The 16961-nt window shown below is 68.7% G+C and carries 16 protein-coding genes; 6 read left to right on the top strand and 10 right to left on the bottom strand.

Annotation, left to right across the window (positions count from 1 at the left end):
* The 5 genes from ABDW35_RS02245 to ABDW35_RS02225 form a co-directional block, all read right to left on the bottom strand.
* Window positions 1–510 (bottom strand): ATP-binding cassette domain-containing protein (locus ABDW35_RS02245; RefSeq protein ID WP_343712215.1); only part of this gene is annotated, 510 nt, incomplete at its 3' end.
* A gap of 5 nt (window positions 511–515) precedes the next feature.
* Window positions 516–1361 (bottom strand): carbohydrate ABC transporter permease, encoded by an 846-nt coding sequence (locus tag ABDW35_RS02240; protein ID WP_034842284.1) that lies wholly within the window; start codon window positions 1359–1361, stop codon window positions 516–518.
* Between the two features lie 12 nt (window positions 1362–1373).
* The gene (locus tag ABDW35_RS02235; RefSeq protein WP_343712214.1) at window positions 1374–2297 is read right to left on the bottom strand and encodes a sugar ABC transporter permease; all 924 of its coding nucleotides are present in this window, start codon (window positions 2295–2297) and stop codon (window positions 1374–1376) included.
* 115 nt (window positions 2298–2412) lie between these two features.
* Window positions 2413–3849 carry an extracellular solute-binding protein gene (locus ABDW35_RS02230; protein WP_343712213.1) on the bottom strand — a complete coding sequence of 479 codons (1437 nt, stop codon included), beginning with the start codon at window positions 3847–3849 and terminating at the stop codon, window positions 2413–2415.
* Window positions 3850–3877: 28 nt separating this feature from the next.
* Window positions 3878–4855: a sugar-binding transcriptional regulator gene (locus ABDW35_RS02225; RefSeq protein WP_343712212.1), complete on the bottom strand. Its 978-nt coding sequence runs from the start codon at window positions 4853–4855 to the stop codon at window positions 3878–3880.
* Between the two features lie 209 nt (window positions 4856–5064).
* On the opposite strand from ABDW35_RS02225, the gene argG reads away from it, so the two are divergent.
* Window positions 5065–6408, top strand: a complete 1344-nt coding sequence (gene argG / locus ABDW35_RS02220; RefSeq protein ID WP_343712211.1) for an argininosuccinate synthase — start codon at window positions 5065–5067, stop codon at window positions 6406–6408.
* A 50-nt stretch (window positions 6409–6458) separates the two neighbouring features.
* Here the strand turns inward: argG and ABDW35_RS02215 are convergent, their stop codons facing one another.
* Together ABDW35_RS02215 and ABDW35_RS02210 are read right to left on the bottom strand one after the other, a co-directional pair.
* The gene (locus tag ABDW35_RS02215; protein ID WP_343712210.1) at window positions 6459–7391 is read right to left on the bottom strand and encodes an ROK family protein; all 933 of its coding nucleotides are present in this window, start codon (window positions 7389–7391) and stop codon (window positions 6459–6461) included.
* A complete protein-coding gene (locus tag ABDW35_RS02210; protein ID WP_343712209.1) occupies window positions 7391–8437 on the bottom strand; it encodes an SIS domain-containing protein in 1047 nt (348 codons plus the stop codon). Before ABDW35_RS02210 ends, ABDW35_RS02215 begins: the two co-directional genes overlap by 1 nt.
* A gap of 94 nt (window positions 8438–8531) precedes the next feature.
* On the opposite strand from ABDW35_RS02210, the gene ABDW35_RS02205 reads away from it, so the two are divergent.
* From ABDW35_RS02205 to ABDW35_RS02190, 4 genes are all read left to right on the top strand, one after another.
* Entirely contained in the window at window positions 8532–9788 is a 1257-nt protein-coding gene (locus ABDW35_RS02205; RefSeq protein ID WP_343712208.1) for an ROK family transcriptional regulator, read from the top strand.
* A gap of 123 nt (window positions 9789–9911) precedes the next feature.
* Entirely contained in the window at window positions 9912–11168 is a 1257-nt protein-coding gene (locus ABDW35_RS02200; protein ID WP_343712207.1) for an extracellular solute-binding protein, read from the top strand.
* Window positions 11169–11170: 2 nt separating this feature from the next.
* Entirely contained in the window at window positions 11171–12127 is a 957-nt protein-coding gene (locus ABDW35_RS02195) for a sugar ABC transporter permease (RefSeq protein WP_343712206.1), read from the top strand.
* Window positions 12128–12136: 9 nt separating this feature from the next.
* Window positions 12137–12976, top strand: coding sequence for a carbohydrate ABC transporter permease (locus tag ABDW35_RS02190; protein ID WP_343712205.1), 840 nt, complete (start codon window positions 12137–12139; stop codon window positions 12974–12976).
* A gap of 10 nt (window positions 12977–12986) precedes the next feature.
* Here ABDW35_RS02190 and ABDW35_RS02185 read toward each other — a convergent pair whose 3' ends face one another.
* Genes ABDW35_RS02185 through ABDW35_RS02175 form a run of 3 tightly spaced genes read right to left on the bottom strand, consistent with a single transcriptional unit; the run spans window position 12987 to window position 15803 of the window.
* Window positions 12987–14252: a cysteine desulfurase-like protein gene (locus ABDW35_RS02185; protein ID WP_343712204.1), complete on the bottom strand. Its 1266-nt coding sequence runs from the start codon at window positions 14250–14252 to the stop codon at window positions 12987–12989.
* A gap of 25 nt (window positions 14253–14277) precedes the next feature.
* On the bottom strand, window positions 14278–14955 hold the full coding sequence (locus tag ABDW35_RS02180) for an amino acid ABC transporter permease (protein ID WP_343712203.1): 678 nt from the start codon (window positions 14953–14955) through the stop codon (window positions 14278–14280).
* Window positions 14956–15014: 59 nt separating this feature from the next.
* On the bottom strand, window positions 15015–15803 hold the full coding sequence (locus ABDW35_RS02175) for an ABC transporter substrate-binding protein (protein WP_343712202.1): 789 nt from the start codon (window positions 15801–15803) through the stop codon (window positions 15015–15017).
* A 340-nt stretch (window positions 15804–16143) separates the two neighbouring features.
* Here ABDW35_RS02175 and ABDW35_RS02170 point away from each other — a divergent pair, with 340 nt between their 5' ends.
* Window positions 16144–16935, top strand: coding sequence for a cyclase family protein (locus tag ABDW35_RS02170; RefSeq protein ID WP_343712201.1), 792 nt, complete (start codon window positions 16144–16146; stop codon window positions 16933–16935).
* Window positions 16936–16961 lie beyond the last annotated feature (26 nt).

Here is a 16961-nt window from a genome sequence, read left to right as displayed (position 1 = left end):
GTAGCGGATCTTGGCGTCGACATTGCGCAGCGGGTCGTCGAGCAGCAGCACCGAGGGCGAGCAGACCAGGCTGCGGGCCAGGGCGGTGCGCTGCTTCTGCCCGTTCGACAGCTGCTTCGGCAGATGGTCCAGCACATGGCCGATGCGCAGCAGCTCCGCCACATCCCGCACCCGCTTCCGGATCTCGGCCTCGCCCGTCCGCCGGGCCCGCAGTGGGCTGGCGATGTTCTCGAAGGCCGGCAGGTGGGGGTAGAGGGCGAAGTTCTGGAACGCCATGCCGACGTCCCGCGCCTCCGGTCCCTGGCCGAGGATCGAGGCGCCGCCGATGCGGATGTCGCCCGCCTCCGGCTGCAGGATGCCGGCGATCAGGCGCAGCAGCACCGTCTTGCCGGCGCCGGACGGGCCGAACACCACCACGAACTCGCCCTTCTCGACCCGGAGGTCGAGGCCGTCGAGGATGCGCGCCTTGCCGAAGCTCTTGCCGATGCCGGCGATGTCGAGGAAGGCCATGGTCGTTACCCCTTCACGGCGCCGAGGCTGAGCCCCTCGACCAGGTAGCGCTGGGCGTAGAGGGCGAGGGCCAGGGTCGGCAGGATCGACAGCACCAGGGCGGCAGCGATCTGGCCGTAATTGATGCCGGAGGCGGTGATGAAGGCCAGCGCCCCGACCGTGACCGGCTGGATCGAGCTCGACCCCAGGATCAGCGCGAAGATGAAGTTGTTCCAGGCGAAGATGAAGGCCAGCAGGGCGGCGGCGGCGATGCCGGGCCGGGCCAGCGGCACCGCGATCTTCAGGAAGGTGCGCAGCCAGGAATGGCCGTCCAAGCGATAGGCGTTCTCGATGTCCTCGCTGATATCTTCGAAATAGCCGCGCACGATCCACAGGATCAGCGGCAGGGTGATCAGCTGGTACACCCAGATCAGCCCGATATAGGTGTCGCTGAGGCCGAGGTCCTGGAAATACAGCTGCAGCGGCAGCAGCACCAGGAGCGGCGGGGCGAAGCGGAAGGACAGCATGGTGAAGGCCATGTTCTCGCCCAGCCGGAACTTGAAGCGGGCGAAAGCGTAGGCGGCCGGCACGCCGAGCAGCAGCGACAGCAGCACCGAGCAGGCGCTTAGGATCAGGCTGTTCAGCAGGTTCTGCATGTAGTCGATCTTCAGCGCGCCGACATTGGTCGACAGCTCGCCGGCGATCAGGGCGGCGTAATTCTCCAAAGTCGGGGTGAAGATGATGCTGGGCGGGCTGCGCAGGATGTCGGCATTGGTCATGAACGACATCAGCGCCACCCAGACCAGCGGGAACAGGAAAAACAGCGCCACCAGGGCCAGCAGCACGCCGCGGAGGATCCGGCCGAAGCTCATGGTCGCCTCCCGTCAGGCCCGGCCATGCGCGCGGGCGCGCAGGCGGAGCCATTGCTTGATGAAGACGTTGCTGAGCGCGAAGGTGATCGCCCACAGCACCATCAGGATCGCGGCCGACCGGCCGATATTGGTGAAGGTGAAGGCCTCGAGATAGGCGCGGATCTGGAACAGCATCAGCCGGTCGCCCGGGCCGCCCTGGGTCATGGCGTAGACGATGTCGAATTGCTGGATGCTGTCCAGCATCCGGAACAGGCTGGCGGTCAGGATGTAGGGCAGCAGCATCGGCAGGGTGATGCGGAAGAACACGAAGCTGCGCGGCACGCCGTCCAGCTCTGCCGCCTCGAAGGGCTGGCGGGGCAGGGCGCGCAGGCCGGCCAGCAGCAGGATGGCGATGAAGGGCGTGTAGACCCAGGTGTCGACCAGCACCACGGTGAACATCGCCGAGGCCGGGTCGGACGCCCAGCGGAAATCGGTGAAGCCCAGGCTGGTGACGAAATAGCTGAGGATCCCGAAATTCGGGTTGGTCATCAGCTTCCACATCAGGCTGGCGATCGCCGGCGCCACCATCAGCGGCAGGATCAGCAGCACGCTCATCAGGTTGTTGACCAGGCTGCGCCGCACCAGCAGCAGCGCGATGCCCAGCCCCAGCAGCAACTGCAGCCCGACGGTCAGCACGGTGTAGGTCAGCGACGCCTGAATCGTGCCCCAGAACCGCCCGTCCGAGAACAGCGCCACGAAGTTGTCCAGCCAGATCAGCTTGCGCCCGGCCGGGAAGGCCAGGTTGTAGCGCTGCAGCGAGTAGTACACCGCGGTGGCGAAGGGGATCAGGATCCCGATCGTCACCAGCAGCGCCGGCAGGCTCAGCAGATAGGGTAGCAGGCCGGGGCCGGTGCTGCGGCGCGTTCGGGGGCTCGTGTCGGCGGTGATGGTGGCCACGGGTCAGGTCCTCTCGGGCGGCGGTCGCTGGGCCCCGCCCCCGCCGGGGGAGAAAAGCGGGGGCGGGGCTGCCGCGCGGACCGGCGGGGCGAAGGCCGATCCGCGCGGAACGGCGTCAGTCGGCCAGGCCGGCGTCCTTCAGCTGCCCGTCGATGAACTCGGCCAACTGGTCCAGCCCCTCATCGACCGGGATCTCCTTGGCGTACATCTTCTGCAGGCTGGCCGCCCATTCGGTGGTCAGGTTGAAGAACAGCGGCTGCGGGGTGAAGTAGATCTTCGACCCGGCGGCCGAGGCCTTGTACTGGTCGAGATAGCCCGGATAGTCGGCCAGCCGCTTCTGGAAGTCGGCGTTGTCCCAGACAGACTGGCGCACCGGGTTGACGAGGTCGGCCTTGGTGGCGCCGAAGGTGGTGTGCTCGGTGCCGCTGGCCCATTGCACGAAATACCAGCCGGCCTCCGGCTGCTGCGAGAAGGCGCTCATCGCCAGCGACCAGATCCACACATTCGGCGTCGGGGCCGCAGCGCCGGGCTTGGCGGTGAAGGGGTGATAGGCCAGGTGGCCGGCCTCCTTGGTCCCCTTGTTCTGGAAATAGCCCAGGATGTCGGCGTCGAAGATCATGGCCGACGCTCCGGCGCCCAGGTCGTTGCCGACCTCGTACCAGGTGTAGGTGGTCCAGTTCTTCGGTCCGCCCTTCTGGATCATCTCGATCCACAGCTTGGTGAACTCCTTGGCCTCGGCGCTGTTCATCGCCGCCTTCAGCTTGCCGCCGCTGGTGTCGAAATCCTTGCCGCCATAATTGGTCAGGCCGGAGAGGTATCCCGGATGGATCGTCGCCCAGCTGCGGCTGCCGCGCACGCCGACGCCGTAGAAGCCCTGGTTCAGCGCGCTCAGCTTGCCGGCCTGGTCGACCATCTCCGGCAGGTCCTTCGGCGGCTTCATGCCGGCGGCGTCGAAGATCCGCTTGTTGTAGGCGACGCTGTTCAGCTCGAAGCCCCAGGGCACGGCCCATTGCTTGGCGCCGTCGCCGCCCAGCGGCTGGCCCGGCACGCCCGACCAGGCGGTGGAGGCGCGCAGGCCCGGCAGCACGTCGTCCCAATTGTAGGCGGCGGCCGTCAGCTCCGGGTTCTTGATGTATTCGTTGATGTCGGCCAGCCAGCCGGCCGGGCCGTACTGCCAGGTCTGGTAGGCGCCGGTCATGAACACGTCGTATTGCGGCGACTTGCTCGACAGAGTGGCGGTGACCTTGTCGAAATACACGTCCTCCGGGAACACGTCGTAGCTGACATCCAGGCCGGTCAGCGCCTTGAAGTTGTCGAGGTTGGCGATCATCGCATCCGTATAGGGATGCTTGTTCAAGAGCAGGCTGATCTTCTTGCCGGAGAACTTCTTGAAGTCGGGGCCGGTGGCAGCCAGAGCCCGGGTGCCGGCCTGGTTCAGCAGGAAGCCGGCCGCGGCGCCGCCGAGGCCAAGCTTGGCGGCGCCGGTCATCAGCTCCCGCCGCGACAGCCCGCCGGCGAGATGGCGGTCGAACAGATCGGTGGTGCGCTTCATCGGTGGTCCTCCCAGGAGTTTGTCGTTGTCAGCTGGTCTCACGCTGCCGCCGCGGCGGCGGCCGGGCACCCCGGCGCGCGGCCATGGCCACGGCCGCGGATTCGTCGATGATCAGGTCGGTCACCATGCCGCTCATCAGCGCCGCGGTGATGGCGTCGGCCTTGACCGCGCCGCCGGCGATGGCGACGACGCGGCGGCCCTTCAGGTCGGCGAGACCGACGCTCAGCGCCCGGTCGTTGACCTCGGAGGCGACACGCCGGCCTTCGGCGTCGAGGAACTGGCCAACCAGGTCGCCGACCGCGCCCTTGGCCCGCAGGTCGTCATATTCCTCGCGGGTCAGCACGCCGGTCTGCAGCATATGGGCCTGCGGCCCCAGCTCGCCGATGCCGACCAGGCACAAGGTCGCCCGGTGGGCCAGGGCCAGCACCGCCTGGACGCTTTTCTGCGACAGCATCACCGCCTTGTCGCCCAGGCTGTCGGCGGCCATCGGCACCGGCATGAAATAGCCCTCGCCGCCGGTCTTGTCGGCCAGGCGCTGGACCACGTCGAAGGGGTTGGCGGAGGATTTGCGGGTCAGGCTGCCCAGCAGCGACACGAACTTGGCCTCGGGCGCGGCGATCCGCGGCAGCCGGTTGACCAGCGCCGCCAAGGTGCGGCCGTGGCTGACGCCGATCACCTTGTCGCCGGCCGCCTCGAGGTAGCGGGAGAGATAGGCTGCCCCCTCGGCCCCCAGCGCCTCGAAGGGCTGGTCCTGTTCGTCGATCGCCGGGACGACGCGGCAGAAGCCCAGGCCGTAGCGGTCGATCAGCCCGTCCTCCAGCTTCAGGCATTCGGCCGGACGGCCGGCGATGTGGACGCTGACGAGGCCGAGCTCCTCGGCCAGCGAGATCAGCCGGTGCGCCTTGACCCGCGACACGCCGAGCCGGTCGGCGATCTCGCCCTGGGTCAGGCGGCGCACATAGGACAGCCACGCGGCGCGCGTGGCCAGGCTGACCTGCTCATCCATCCCGTCGATCCGGCTCCGTTGATTGGAGTGTAATTTTTTACACCGACTGAACAGAATTTCATCGTGGCGCGGATCGCCGCCGCCGTCAACCCTTGGGCGGGGCGAAGGCCGGTCTTGAGGCGGCGCTTAACATTCGCCGGCAACCGGGCTAGCTTGCCGGCGGCCGGGCAGGGGCCTCGGGCGGCGCAGACAGAATTCCGGAGCGAGCGGTGGTTGCGAACATTCTCCATGATCTTCCCGTCGGCAAGCGCGTCGGCATTGCGTTCTCGGGCGGTCTGGACACCAGCGCCGCCGTGCACTGGATGCGCTCCAAGGGCGCACTTCCCTGCGCCTACACCGCCAATCTCGGCCAGCCGGACGAGAGCGATTACGAGGACATCCCGCGCAAGGCCCTGGCCTATGGCGCCGAGACGGCGCGGCTGATCGACTGCCGGGCGCAACTCGTCGCCGAGGGCATTGCCGCCATCCAGTGCGGCGCCTTCCACATCAGCACGGCCGGCGCGACCTATTTCAACACCACGCCGCTGGGGCGCGCGGTGACCGGCACCCTGCTGGTCGAGGCGATGCGCGAGGACGGCGTCGACATCTGGGGCGACGGCAGCACTTATAAGGGCAACGACATCGAGCGGTTCTACCGCTACGGCCTGCTGGTGAACCCGAACCTGCAGGTCTACAAGCCGTGGCTCGACCAGCGCTTCATCGACGAGCTCGGCGGCCGCAAGGAGATGAGCGAGTACATGGCCGCGGCGGGCTTCGAGTACAAAGCCTCGGTCGAGAAGGCCTACTCGACCGACAGTAACATCCTGGGCGCCACGCATGAGGCGAAGGATCTGGAGTTCCTGAACACCAGCATCAATATCGTCAAGCCGATCATGGGCGTGGCGTTCTGGCGCGACGACGTGGCGGTGAAGGCCGAGACGGTGTCGGTGCGGTTCGAGGAAGGCCGGCCGGTCGCCCTGAACGGGCAGGGCTTCGCCGATGCTCTGGCCCTGTTCAGCGAAGCCAATGTGATCGGCGGCCGCCACGGCCTCGGCATGTGCGACCAGATCGAGAACCGCATCATCGAGGCGAAGAGCCGCGGCATCTACGAGGCGCCGGGCATGGCGCTGCTGCACATCGCCTATGAGCGGCTGGTGACCGGCATCCACAACGAGGACACGATCGAGCAGTACCGCAGCAACGGCCGCCGCCTCGGCCGGCTGCTGTACCAGGGCCGTTGGTTCGACCCGCAGGCGCTGATGCTGCGCGAATCCGCCCATCGCTGGATCGCGCGCGCGATCACCGGAGAAGTGACGCTCGAGCTGCGCCGCGGCAACGACTATTCGCTGCTCGACACCACCAGCCCGAATCTGACCTACGATCCGGAGCGGCTGACGATGGAGAGCGGCGCCGGCGCCTTCACCCCGGCTGACCGCATCGGGCAGCTGACCATGCGCAACATGGACATTGCCGATACCCGCGAGAAGCTGTCGGTCTACTTCAAGACCGGTCTGCTGGGCGGCGCCGACGCCACCCTGTCCCTGCCGCAGCCGGGCGCGGCCAAGAAGCCGTAGCCGACGGAGAGGGCCCGCCGCGCCGGCGGGCCCTTGCACCGGGCCGGCGCTCAGGCGACCGGTGCGGCCTGGTCGATGGCCCCAAGGGCCAGGGTGGCGGCGCCGATCACGCCGGCGTCGTTGCCCAACTCGGCCAGCAGCACCCGCGGCGACCGGCCGGGCCGGATCAGGGTGAAGCGGGGCACATGCGCCGCCACCCGCTCGGCCAGCATCGGCCCCGCCAGCGACATGCCGCCGCCAAGGATCGCAGCCTCGATGTTCAGCATGTTGGCCATGATGCCGATCGCCTGGGCCAGCCAGCGCGCGACTTCGTCGACCACCTGCAGCGCCTCGGCTTCGCCCGCCTTGGCGCGGTCGAAGACATGCTCGGCGCCGTCGGCCTCGAAGCCGGGGCGCAGCGCCGCATAGCGCGCCACCAGGGCGGAGGCGCTGGCCAGGTTCTCGACCATGCCCGGCACCGGGGTGGCGATGTCTTCCCGCGCCGGGTCCAGCGACATGCAGCCAAATTCGGGCGGCAGCCCGGCGGGGCCATCGATCACCTTGCGGTCGATGACGATGGCGCCGCCGATACCGGTGCCCAGCGTCATCAGCGCGAAGCGGTGCAGGTCGCGGCCGACGCCGAAATGCAGCTCGCCATGGGTGGCGCAGACCGCGTCGTTGCCGATCGCGACCGGCAGCCCGAAGCGGTCGCCCAGCACCTGGGAGATCGAGCCGTCGAGCAGTGCTGGGACCGCCGGGCACAACCCGACCATCACTCCGGTGTCGGGGCGCGGAAAGCCCGGCACGCCGATGCCGATGGCGTCCACCGGCGGCAGGTCGCGCAGCAGCGCCTCGACCCCCGCGGCCGCGGCGGCGGCAAACGTCTCGAAGCCGGCTTCGCGTTCCACCGCGAAGCGGCCGCGGGCGACCATAGTGCCCAGCCCATCGACCGCCCCGAGCTTGACCGAGGTGCCGCCGATATCGATCCCGATGGCGACAGGCATCACGCCGCCGCCGGCCGCAGCCGGACATTCAGCTTCTTGCCGATATCCGGATAGATCATCGCGTCCGGGTTCACGCCCCGCGCCACCGCCAGGGCACAGGCCAGCCACTGGAACGGGACCGGCGCCCAGGCCGGCCCCAGCCGCTCGGCGTCCTGGACGGCCGGCCAGTCCACCGCCCAGTCGAAGCGGGTGGCGTGGCCGGACAGGTTGCACACGGCCAGGCGCGGCCCGAGCTCGGTCAGCGCCTCGCCGAGATTGGCGGCGACCTTGGCCTCCGCCTCGGTCTGCGCGATCATGATCACCAGGCTCTTGGCCGTGGTGCCGTAGCAATGGCCGTGCAGCGCCTCCTCGGTGTCGAAGGCGGCGGTCGGCACGCCGCTGATCTCGGCGATCTTCAGCGACGCCTCCAGCGCGGTGCCGACATGGCCCGCCTGGCCGGCGATCAGGATATAGTCGGGCACGCCGTAGCGGGCCAGCAGGCTGTCCGCCGCCAGCCGGGCGCTCTCCACCGTCCGCTCCAGCGCGGCCGCGAGGCCGGTGGTCGCGATCGGGCGGCGCCCGAGATGCGCGGCCACGGCCAGAACGGCCAGGGCGGTGGCGGTATAGCCCTTGGTCTTCGGCCCCACCGTCTCCGGCCCGATCGGGATCAGCACCACATCGGCGTCCGTCTTGGCGATCGGGCTGTCGCCATCGGCGGTGATCACCGCGGTCGGGAAGCCGCTCGCCACCGCCAGCCTCACCGCCTCGATCGAGGTGATGCTCATGCCCGACTGCGAGGCGGCCAGCACCAGGGTCGGCGCCGATCCCGGCCGGGGCGGCCGGCGCAGGAACGCCTCCGGCTCCTTGGCCACGATGGTGGCGCCGGTCGCCGCCTCCAGCGCGTCGGCGCCGGCCAGCAGCGCGTTCATCGACGAGCCGGTGCCCAGCAGCACGATCCGCTCCGGCACCCGGGCCAGGCTGGGCAGCCCGGTCAGCACCGGCGCCAGCCTCGCGGGAAGACCGGCGAGGATCTCCGGCTGCTGTCGGATATAGATACCGATCTGCATGGGTGCATCTCCCTCCGCGGCCTTGGGCAAGGCGGCTATTAATTCAACGCTGTTTGATTATAGTGGATCGGATGCACCGTCGAGGGGAAATCGCATGACGCGCCAGACGCACCGCTCCGGCACCTTCCAGGGCGCCAATCTGGAGCATGCCCGGGCGCTGAACCGCCGGGCGGTGTTCGACGCGGTGCGGCGGCACGGGCCGGTGACGCGGGCGGAGCTGGCGGGGCTGATCGGCCTGACCGTGCAGGGCGTCTCGAACATCGCGGCGGAGCTGGAGGAGGCCGGTCTGATCCGCCAGGACGGCAAGCGGCTGGGCCAGCGCGGCCAGCCGGCGGCCGAGCTGTCGGTCAATCCGGCCGGCGGCTACACCATCGGCCTCAGCCTGGCCTATCGCCAGGTCACCGGGGTACTGGCCGACTTGGCCGGCCAGGTCGTGGCCCAGGATTCGCGGCCGCTGTCGGCGCGCGGGCCGGAGGCGGTGACGGAGATGCTGGCGGCGCAGGCGGGCGACCTGCTGGCAGCCTCCGGCATCGGCCGCGACCAGGTCTGGGGCCTGGGTTGCAGCGTGCCCGGCACGGTCGAGAACGGCACCGCCTGGTACGACAAGGTGCAGGAGGCCGAGGCCTGGGGGAAGTTCCCGCTCGCGACGGAGCTGGAGCGGCAGACCGGGCTGTGGACGCTGGTCGAGAACGACGCCACCGCCGCCGCGATCGGCGAGCGGCTGTACGGCGTCGGCCGCAGCGCCGCCAGCTTCTTCTACCTGCATTTCAACCTCGGCCTCGGCGGCGGCATCGTCGTGGACGGCCAGCCCTATCGCGGCCGATTCGGGGGCGCCGGCGAGATCGGCCACATGATCGTCAAGCCCGGCGGCCGGCCCTGCGGCTGCGGCAGCCGCGGCTGCCTGGAGCAGTACCTGTCCTACTACGCCGCGGCCGAGGCGGTGTGCGGGCCGGAGCGGACGCCCGACGAGGTGCCGGCGGAGGAGCTGGCGGCATTGGTCCGGGCCGGCGACCCGCGGCTGCTGGCCTGGCGGCAGGAGGCGGGGCAGTACCTCCGTATCGCCATCCGCAACATCGAGGCGATGTTCGACCCTGACACCATCGTCATCGGCGGCACCATGCCCGCGGATCTTATGGACGGGCTGATCGAGTCGGCCCAGCCGCTGCTGCCGAGCATGACCCATCGCCATTCCAGCAGCCTGCCGCGGCTGCTGCCGGCCGAGCACGCAGCCGAGCTGCCGGCCATGGGCGCCGCGGCGCTGCCGGTGGCGGTGCTGCTGCAGTCCAGCCTGTCGCCGCTGGCCGGGTCGCTCGGCACCGAGAATCCAGCGCTGGCCCTGCTGGTCGGCTGAGCCGCCGAAGCCGGTTGACAAGGCTGGCGGCCGGCGAGATTAATAAAACACTGTTTCATTAATCGGACCGGCGGTGATCAGCGGATCAGATCGCCAGAGGTCCGTGAAAAGGGGAGGTGGCACATGGGATGGATCGGTCGCCGGGCCGGCGCGACGCTGGGCGCCGCGCTGCTGCTGAGCCTGCCGGGCATTGCCCGGGCGGAGACCACGCTGAACGCCCTGTTCATGGCGCAGGCGGGCTATTCGGAATCGGATATTCGCGGGATGACCGACGCCTTCCAGAAGGCGCATCCGGACATCAAGGTGAAGCTGGAATTCGTGCCCTATGAGGCGCTGCACGACAAGATCACCCTCGCCTCCGGCTCCGGCGGCGGCTACGACGTGGTGCTGTTCGACGTGATCTGGCCGGCCGAGTTCGCCGCCAACAACGTCCTCGCCGACGTCACCGGCCGGATCGACACCAAGACCCGCACCGGGGTACAGGACGGCGCCTGGACCACGGTCGACTACAAGGGCAAGTCCTACGGCATGCCCTGGCTGATGGACAGCAAGCTGTTCTTCTACAACAAGGCGATGCTGGAGAAGGCCGGGATCGCCAAGCCGCCAGCCACCTGGCCCGAGGTGATCAAGGACGCCGAGATCCTGAAGCAGAAGGGTATCGTCGAATACCCGATCGTCTGGAGCTGGAGCCAGGCCGAGGCGATCATCTGCGACTACGCCGTGCTGGTGCAGGCCTTCGGCGGCAGCTTCGTCGACGGCAACAACAAGCCGAGCTTCCAGAGCGGCGGCGGCCTCGACGCGCTGAAATTCATGGTCGACACGCTGAAGAACGGCACCACCAACCCGCATTCGACCGAGTATCTGGAGGAGGATGTCCGCCGCGTCTTCTCCAGCGGCCAGGCGGCCTTCGCGCTGAACTGGACCTACATGTACGACCAGGCCAACAACAACGCCAAGGAATCGCAGGTCACCGGCCAGGTCGGCGTCATGGCGCCGCCGGGCGTCGAGGGGAAGAGCACGGTTTCGACCGTCAACGGCGCCATGGGCCTGGGCATCCCGGCCGGCAGCAAGAACCAGGATGCCGCCTGGACCTATATCAGCTATCTCGCCTCGCCCGAGGTGGAGGCCAAGTACTCGACCTCCGCGCCGTCGATCTGGAAGTCCTATTATGAGGACCCGGCGGTGAAGAACGGCCCGAACGCATCGCTGCTCGAGGCGCAGGCCAAGTCCTTTGCCAAGCTGTTCGCCCGGCCCTTCGTGGTCGACTACCAGCAGTTCTCGACCCGGCTGCAGCAGGCCTTGCAGCAGGCGTTGCTGGACCAGGCTTCGGCCCAGGACGCGCTGAAGTCGGCCGCCTCCGACCTGGCGGCCGGCGGTTGAGCTTGTCCGGAACCGGAGGCACCTCGTCCCTGCCGTCGTCCGCCTCCGTGCGGGCGGCGGCAGGCGCGGGCCTCGGCCGGAAGCGGCGGGCGCTGACGCTCCGCGGCCGGCTGATGATGATCCTGCCGCTGCTGCTCGTCCTCGCCGCCGTGATCGGCTGGCCGCTGCTCGACACCGTCTGGCTCAGCTTCACCGACGCCAAGCTGGGCGATGCCAGCGGCAATTTCGTCGGCATCGACAACTATCTGCGCGCGCTGCGGGCGCCGGGCTTCCTGAAAGCGCTCGGCATCACCGCGCTGTTCACGGTGCTGACCGTCAGCATCGAGCTGTTCCTCGGCCTCTGCGTCGGGCTGCTGCTGGACATGGAGCTGAAGGGCCGCGCCTTCTTCCGCTTCCTGCTGATCGTGCCCTGGGCGCTGCCGACCGTGGTCAACGCCATGGCCTGGCGGGTGATCTACAACCCGGATTTCGGCGCGCTGAACGCGCTGCTGCTGCAACTCGGCATCATCGACAAGTATCAGAGCTGGCTGGGCAGCCCGGCGACGGCGCTGTTCGCCATCGCCGCCGCCGACATCTGGAAGACCTTCTCGCTGGTGGCGCTGATCACGCTGGCCGGGCTGCAGAGCGTGCCGAAGGAGCTGCGCGAGGCCGCGACGATCGACGGCGCCGGCTTCTTCGCCCGGTTTCGCGCGGTCACGATGCCGGTGATCCTGCTGCCGCTGAGCATCGCCGCGGTGCTGCGCATGATCGAGGCGGTGAAGGTGTTCGACATCATCTGGGTGATGACCCGCGGCGGGCCGCTGGACAGCACCAAGTCGCTCAGCATCCTGATCTACCAGGAGGCGTTCTCGTTCCGCCATGCCGGCTATGGCGCCTCGCTGGCGATGCTGTCGGTCGCGCTGAGCCTGCTGCTGATCGCCGGCTACACCCGCGTCCTGCGCAACCAGCCGAGGGCCTGAGCGATGCGGATGTCCCTGCCTGCCCGGATCGCCGCCTATGGCGCCATGTATCTGGTCGGCTTCGTCGTGCTGGTGCCGGTGGTGTGGCTGCTGGTGATGAGCGTCAGCTCGACCCGCGACCTGACCACTCTGCCGCTGGCCTGGATCCCCAGCGAGCTCGACTTCTCGCGCTACAGCCGCCTGCTCAGCCTGTCCGACAATGGCGACGGCCAGGCCTTCCTGGCGGCGCTGCGCAACACCTGCCTGGTGGCGCTGGGCACCACGGTGATCTCCTTCCTGCTGTCGGTGCCGGCGGCCTGGGTGTTCTCGCGCTATCCGCGGCGGCTCAGCTGGCTGCTCTACCTGGTGGTCGCGACCTACATGCTGCCGCCGCTGATGTTCGTGGTGCCGCTGTACCGCATCCTGTCGTCGCTCGACCTGCTGAACTCGCCCTGGGCGCTGATGATCGCCGACTGCACCATCGTGCTGCCCTTCACCACCTGGCTCTTGAAGAGCGGCATCGACAACATCCCGGTGGACCTGGAGGAGGCGGCGCGGATCGACGGCGCGCCGCTGTGGCAGATCCTGCTGCGGGTGACGCTGCCGCTGGCCCGGCCGGTGATCGGCACCACCCTGCTGTTCTCGGCCCTGATCGTGTGGGACGAGTTCCTGTACTCCATGCTGTTCACCAGCGACAGCCGGGCCCAGACCCTGACCGTGGTGATCGCCAACCTGGCCAGCGGCCGCGTCTCCGATTATGGCCTCCTGGCCACGGCCGGGGTGATCGCGGCCGCGCCGCCGGTGCTGGTCGGCCTGCTGCTGCAGCGCTCGATCGTCTCCGGCCTGACCAGCGGCAGCGTCAAGGGCTAGGTCCGGTGGGCTAGGCGGCCCGCCGGAGATGGTCGGCCAGCGCTTCGCCGAAGCGCTGCACCTCAGCGACCGTGTTGTAATGGACCATGGAGACGCGCAGCGCGCCGGTGGCCATCGGCAGGCCCAGCCGCTGCATCAGCCGCGGCGCGTACATGTGGCCGTCGCGGATGCCGAAGCCGGCATCGGACATTGCGTCTGCGATGGCCTGGGGCGAATGGCCGGGGATGTTGAAGCAGATCGTCGGCACGCGTCCCTCCACCCGGTCCTCGTCGGCGATGCCGTAGATGGTGGCGCCGCAGGACTTCAACTGGCGCAGCATCTCGCGCGACAGCCCGGCCTCATAGGCCCGGATCGCGGCCATGGCCGCGACGATGTCGTCGCGCCGGGACCCGTTCGACGGCCAGGTGAAGCCGCGGCCGAGCGCCTCGAGATAGCGCACCGACGCGTCCATGCCGGCGACGTTCTCATAGACGAAGGTGCCGGCCTCGACCTTGTAGGGCGGCTCGTCCGGGATGAAGTCCTCGCGGAAGGTCGGCAGCCGCTTGAGCGCGTCGAACCGGCCCCACAGGAAGCCCATATGCGGCGAGAAGTTCTTGTAGCCGGAGCAGACCAGGTAGTCGCAGCCCCAGGCCTGGATGTCGATCAGCCCGTGCGGGCCGTAATGGACGCAGTCGACGAACACCTCGGCCCCGGCGGCGTGCGCGGCCTTCGACACCGCGGCGATGTCGACGATGGTGCCGATCGAATGGGCGGTGGCGGTGCAGGCCACGAGGCGCGTGCGCGACGACAGCAGCGGCACCAGGTCCTCGACATGCAGCGTGCCGTCCTCGCGCATCCGCCACCAGGCGAACTTGGCACCGGCGCCTTCCAGCGCCAGCCATGTGGCGATGTTGGCGTCGTGATCCATGTCGGTGACCACGATCTCGTCGCGCTCGCCCAGCATCTGGCCGATGCCGAGGCTGACCAGCCGGATGAACGATGTGGCGTTCATGCCGAAGCAGATCTCGGCCGGCTGGACCGCGTTGACCAGCAGCGCGACGCTCTCCCGCGCCTCGGCCACCGCGCGGTCGACGGCGCGGCTCTTGTCGTAGCGGCCGCCGCGCTGGACGTTGTGGTCGACCAGGTGGCGGGTGACGGCGTCCAGCACGCTCTGCGGGATCTGCGCGCCGCCGGCATTGTCGAGGAAGACGAAGTCGCCGGCCTTCTGCAGCGCCGGGAACTGGGCCCGCACCGCGTCGATCGGGAAGGCGCGGGCGTCGGTCGATGCCTGGGTCACGGACTATCTCCTGGAAGAGCCTGAGTCAGGATCGGCCGGCGCGCAGCCTGGCGCGGGTCTCGAGATGGCCGATCAGCCGCACCAGCGGCCAGAGGAAGGCGAGGTAGAGGATGGCGGCGCCGATCAGCGGCGTCGGGTTGGCCATCTGCGCCTGGGCGTCGGTGGCCTGCTTCAGCAGGTCCGGCATGGCGACGACCGAGGCCAGGGCCGTGTCCTTGAACACCGACACGCAGTTGCTGGTCAGCGGCGGGATGATGACGCGGATCGCCTGCGGCAGGATCACCTTGCGCATCGCCAGCCAGAACGGCAGGCCGAGGGCGGAGGACGCCTCGAACTGCCCGCGGGGGATGCTCTCGATGCCGGCGCGGCAGACCTCGGCGGTGAAGGCCGCCAGCACCATCGACAAAGCGAGCGTGGCGGAAAGGAAGGACGACAGCCGGATGCCGACGAAGGGCAGGGCGTAGTAGATCATGATCAGCAGGACCAGGATCGGCAGCGCCCGGAAGACGTCGATATAGAAGATCGCCAGCAGCCGCAGCGGCCGGGGCGCGTAGAGCCGGACCAGGCACACCAGCAGCCCGGCCAGCGTGCCGCAGACGATGCTGACCAGGCCCAGCAGGATGGTGTTGCCCAGGCCGCGCAGCAGGATCGGCACCGCGCGCAGCAGCACCGGGCCGTTGAAGAAGGTGTCGATCAGTTCCATGTCCGGACCCGGTGGCTCGGCGGAAGGGCCGGGCATGCCGCCCGGCCCGGTGTCGGCCGTTACTGGGCCTGCGGGATCGGGCCCGGCGTCACCGTGCTGGTGCCGGCTTCCGGATCGACGCCGAACCACTTCTTGTGGATCGCGGCCAAGGTGCCGTCGGTCTTCATCGCGCCGATCGCGTCATTCACCTTCTGCAGCAGCGGGTGGTTCTTGCGCGTCATCATGGCGAAGCGCTCGCCGGTCGGGATGCGGACCAGGATCTTCAGCGCCGGCATCTGCTTGATCGCGTACTGGAACCCGGCCAGCTCGCCGGCGCCGCCGTCGATCCGGCCGTTCTGCGCCTCCAGCAGCAGGTCCTGCTGGGCGTTGTAGCTCTTGACGTCGGCGAAGCCGAGCTTCTCGCCATTGGCCTTGGCGAAGGCCTCGCCGGTCGATCCGGAGATCACGCCGATGGTCTTGCCCTTCAGGTCATCCAGCGAATGGATCGGCGAGTCCGTCTTGCCGACGATGGTGCCGTCGCTGTCGTAATAGGGCTGGGTGAAGGCCTGGTTCTGCAGCCGCTCATTGGTGACCGAGATCGAGGAGATGGCGAAGTCGATGCGGCCGGAGCTGGTGGCGGCGAACAGTGCCTGGAAGCCGAGATCCTGGAACTCGACATCGACGCCGAGGCGCTTGGCCACTTCCTTGGCGACGTCGACCTCGAAGCCCTCGAAGGCGCCGCTGTCGGTCTTGTACTCCCAGGGCGGGTTGGCGGGGTAGGCGCCGACCGTGATGGTCTCGGCTTGCGCCGCGGACGCCGCCGCCACGCCGAACGCGACCAGCAGCCCCAACGTCCCGAACAGCTTCATTGTGTTGCCTCCTCTGTCGGCCCGCATCGCGGGCATTCTTGTCGTCGCCGAAGAGGCTGGCGCTGCCCCGGCCGATGGCCGTCCGCCGGCTGGGCGGGCAGGCTGGAACGCCGCCTCATTGGTCGCGCTAGGTGATCATGCAGGGTGTCCCCGATCAACCGCATTGTTTTATGCCTGAAGCTTCTCCTATGCAATTCCATGCTTCAGATCGGCCGTGTGCTGGAACACTTGGCTGAGATAGTTGTGATTGCAGATATTCCGATCTAAGGTTCGGCTGCATCCGCGATACGCCCGCCGAGAGGGAGCCGGGCGGCCGGGCAGAACCAAACGGGAGGCATCCATGGCAACTGATCATCTCGCCGGATTGGCGGCGTCATTGCTCGACGGCTCGATCCGGGTGGTCGACCTGACCGCGCCGCTGGGGCCGGAGACGCCGGTGATCCAGCTGCCGCCGCAGATCGGCAAGAACACGCCGGCGGTGAAGGTCCACCAGATCTCACACTATGACCAGAACGGCCCGTTCTGGGCCTGGAACTGGCTGGAGTTGGGCGAGCACACCGGCACGCATTTCGACGCTCCCGTCCATTGGATCACCGGGCGCGACCATGCCGATGGCACCACCGACCGCATCCCACCGAAGAGCTTCGTCGCGCCGGTCAACGTGATCGATCGCTCCAAGGAGACTGCGGCCGACCCCGACTATCTGCTGACGGTCGACAGCATCAAGGCCTGGGAGGCCGAGCATGGCGCGATTGAGGCCGGGTCTTGGGTCGTGCTGCGCACCGACTGGTACAAGCGCAACGGGTCGTCCGAGACCTTCCTGAACGCCGACCAGACCGGCCCGCACTCGCCGGGCCCGACGGCGGAGGCGATCGAATACCTGCTGTCCAAGGGCATCGTCGGCTGGGGCTCGGAGACGGTCGGCACCGATGCCGGCTCGGCCGGCGGCATGACCCCGCCTTTCCCGGCCCACAACCTGCTGCACAAGGCCAACCGCTACGGCCTGGCCAGCCTGTGCCATCTCGACGAGCTGCCGCCGAAGGGGGCGGTGCTGATCGCGGCGCCGCTGAAATTCGTCGGCGGCACCGGCTCGCCCGTGCGTGCGCTTGCGCTGGTGCCGCGGGCAGGGTAGGGCCGGCAGGCCCGACGACTGGAAGC

Origin of the sequence: Inquilinus sp. (genome assembly GCF_039594555.1) — a bacterium.
Lineage (GTDB): Bacteria > Pseudomonadota > Alphaproteobacteria > DSM-16000 > Inquilinaceae > Inquilinus.
Note: the sequence above shows the minus strand (reverse complement) of the source record. Positions and strands in the feature narration are given on the sequence as shown.

Excerpts from the sequence above, each read along its gene's own strand:
- ABDW35_RS02240 (WP_034842284.1), bottom strand. The coding sequence starts at position 1,361 with ATGAGCTTCGGCCGGATCCTCCGCGGCGTGCTGCTGGCCCTGGTGGCG.
- ABDW35_RS02230 (WP_343712213.1), bottom strand. The coding sequence starts at position 3,849 with ATGAAGCGCACCACCGATCTGTTCGACCGCCATCTCGCCGGCGGGCTG.
- ABDW35_RS02225 (WP_343712212.1), bottom strand. The coding sequence starts at position 4,855 with ATGGATGAGCAGGTCAGCCTGGCCACGCGCGCCGCGTGGCTGTCCTAT.
- ABDW35_RS02215 (WP_343712210.1), bottom strand. The coding sequence starts at position 7,391 with ATGCCTGTCGCCATCGGGATCGATATCGGCGGCACCTCGGTCAAGCTC.
- ABDW35_RS02210 (WP_343712209.1), bottom strand. The coding sequence starts at position 8,437 with ATGCAGATCGGTATCTATATCCGACAGCAGCCGGAGATCCTCGCCGGT.
- ABDW35_RS02205 (WP_343712208.1), top strand. The coding sequence starts at position 8,532 with ATGACGCGCCAGACGCACCGCTCCGGCACCTTCCAGGGCGCCAATCTG.
- ABDW35_RS02200 (WP_343712207.1), top strand. The coding sequence starts at position 9,912 with ATGGGATGGATCGGTCGCCGGGCCGGCGCGACGCTGGGCGCCGCGCTG.
- ABDW35_RS02190 (WP_343712205.1), top strand. The coding sequence starts at position 12,137 with ATGTCCCTGCCTGCCCGGATCGCCGCCTATGGCGCCATGTATCTGGTC.
- ABDW35_RS02180 (WP_343712203.1), bottom strand. The coding sequence starts at position 14,955 with ATGGAACTGATCGACACCTTCTTCAACGGCCCGGTGCTGCTGCGCGCG.
- ABDW35_RS02175 (WP_343712202.1), bottom strand. The coding sequence starts at position 15,803 with ATGAAGCTGTTCGGGACGTTGGGGCTGCTGGTCGCGTTCGGCGTGGCG.
- ABDW35_RS02170 (WP_343712201.1), top strand. The coding sequence starts at position 16,144 with ATGGCAACTGATCATCTCGCCGGATTGGCGGCGTCATTGCTCGACGGC.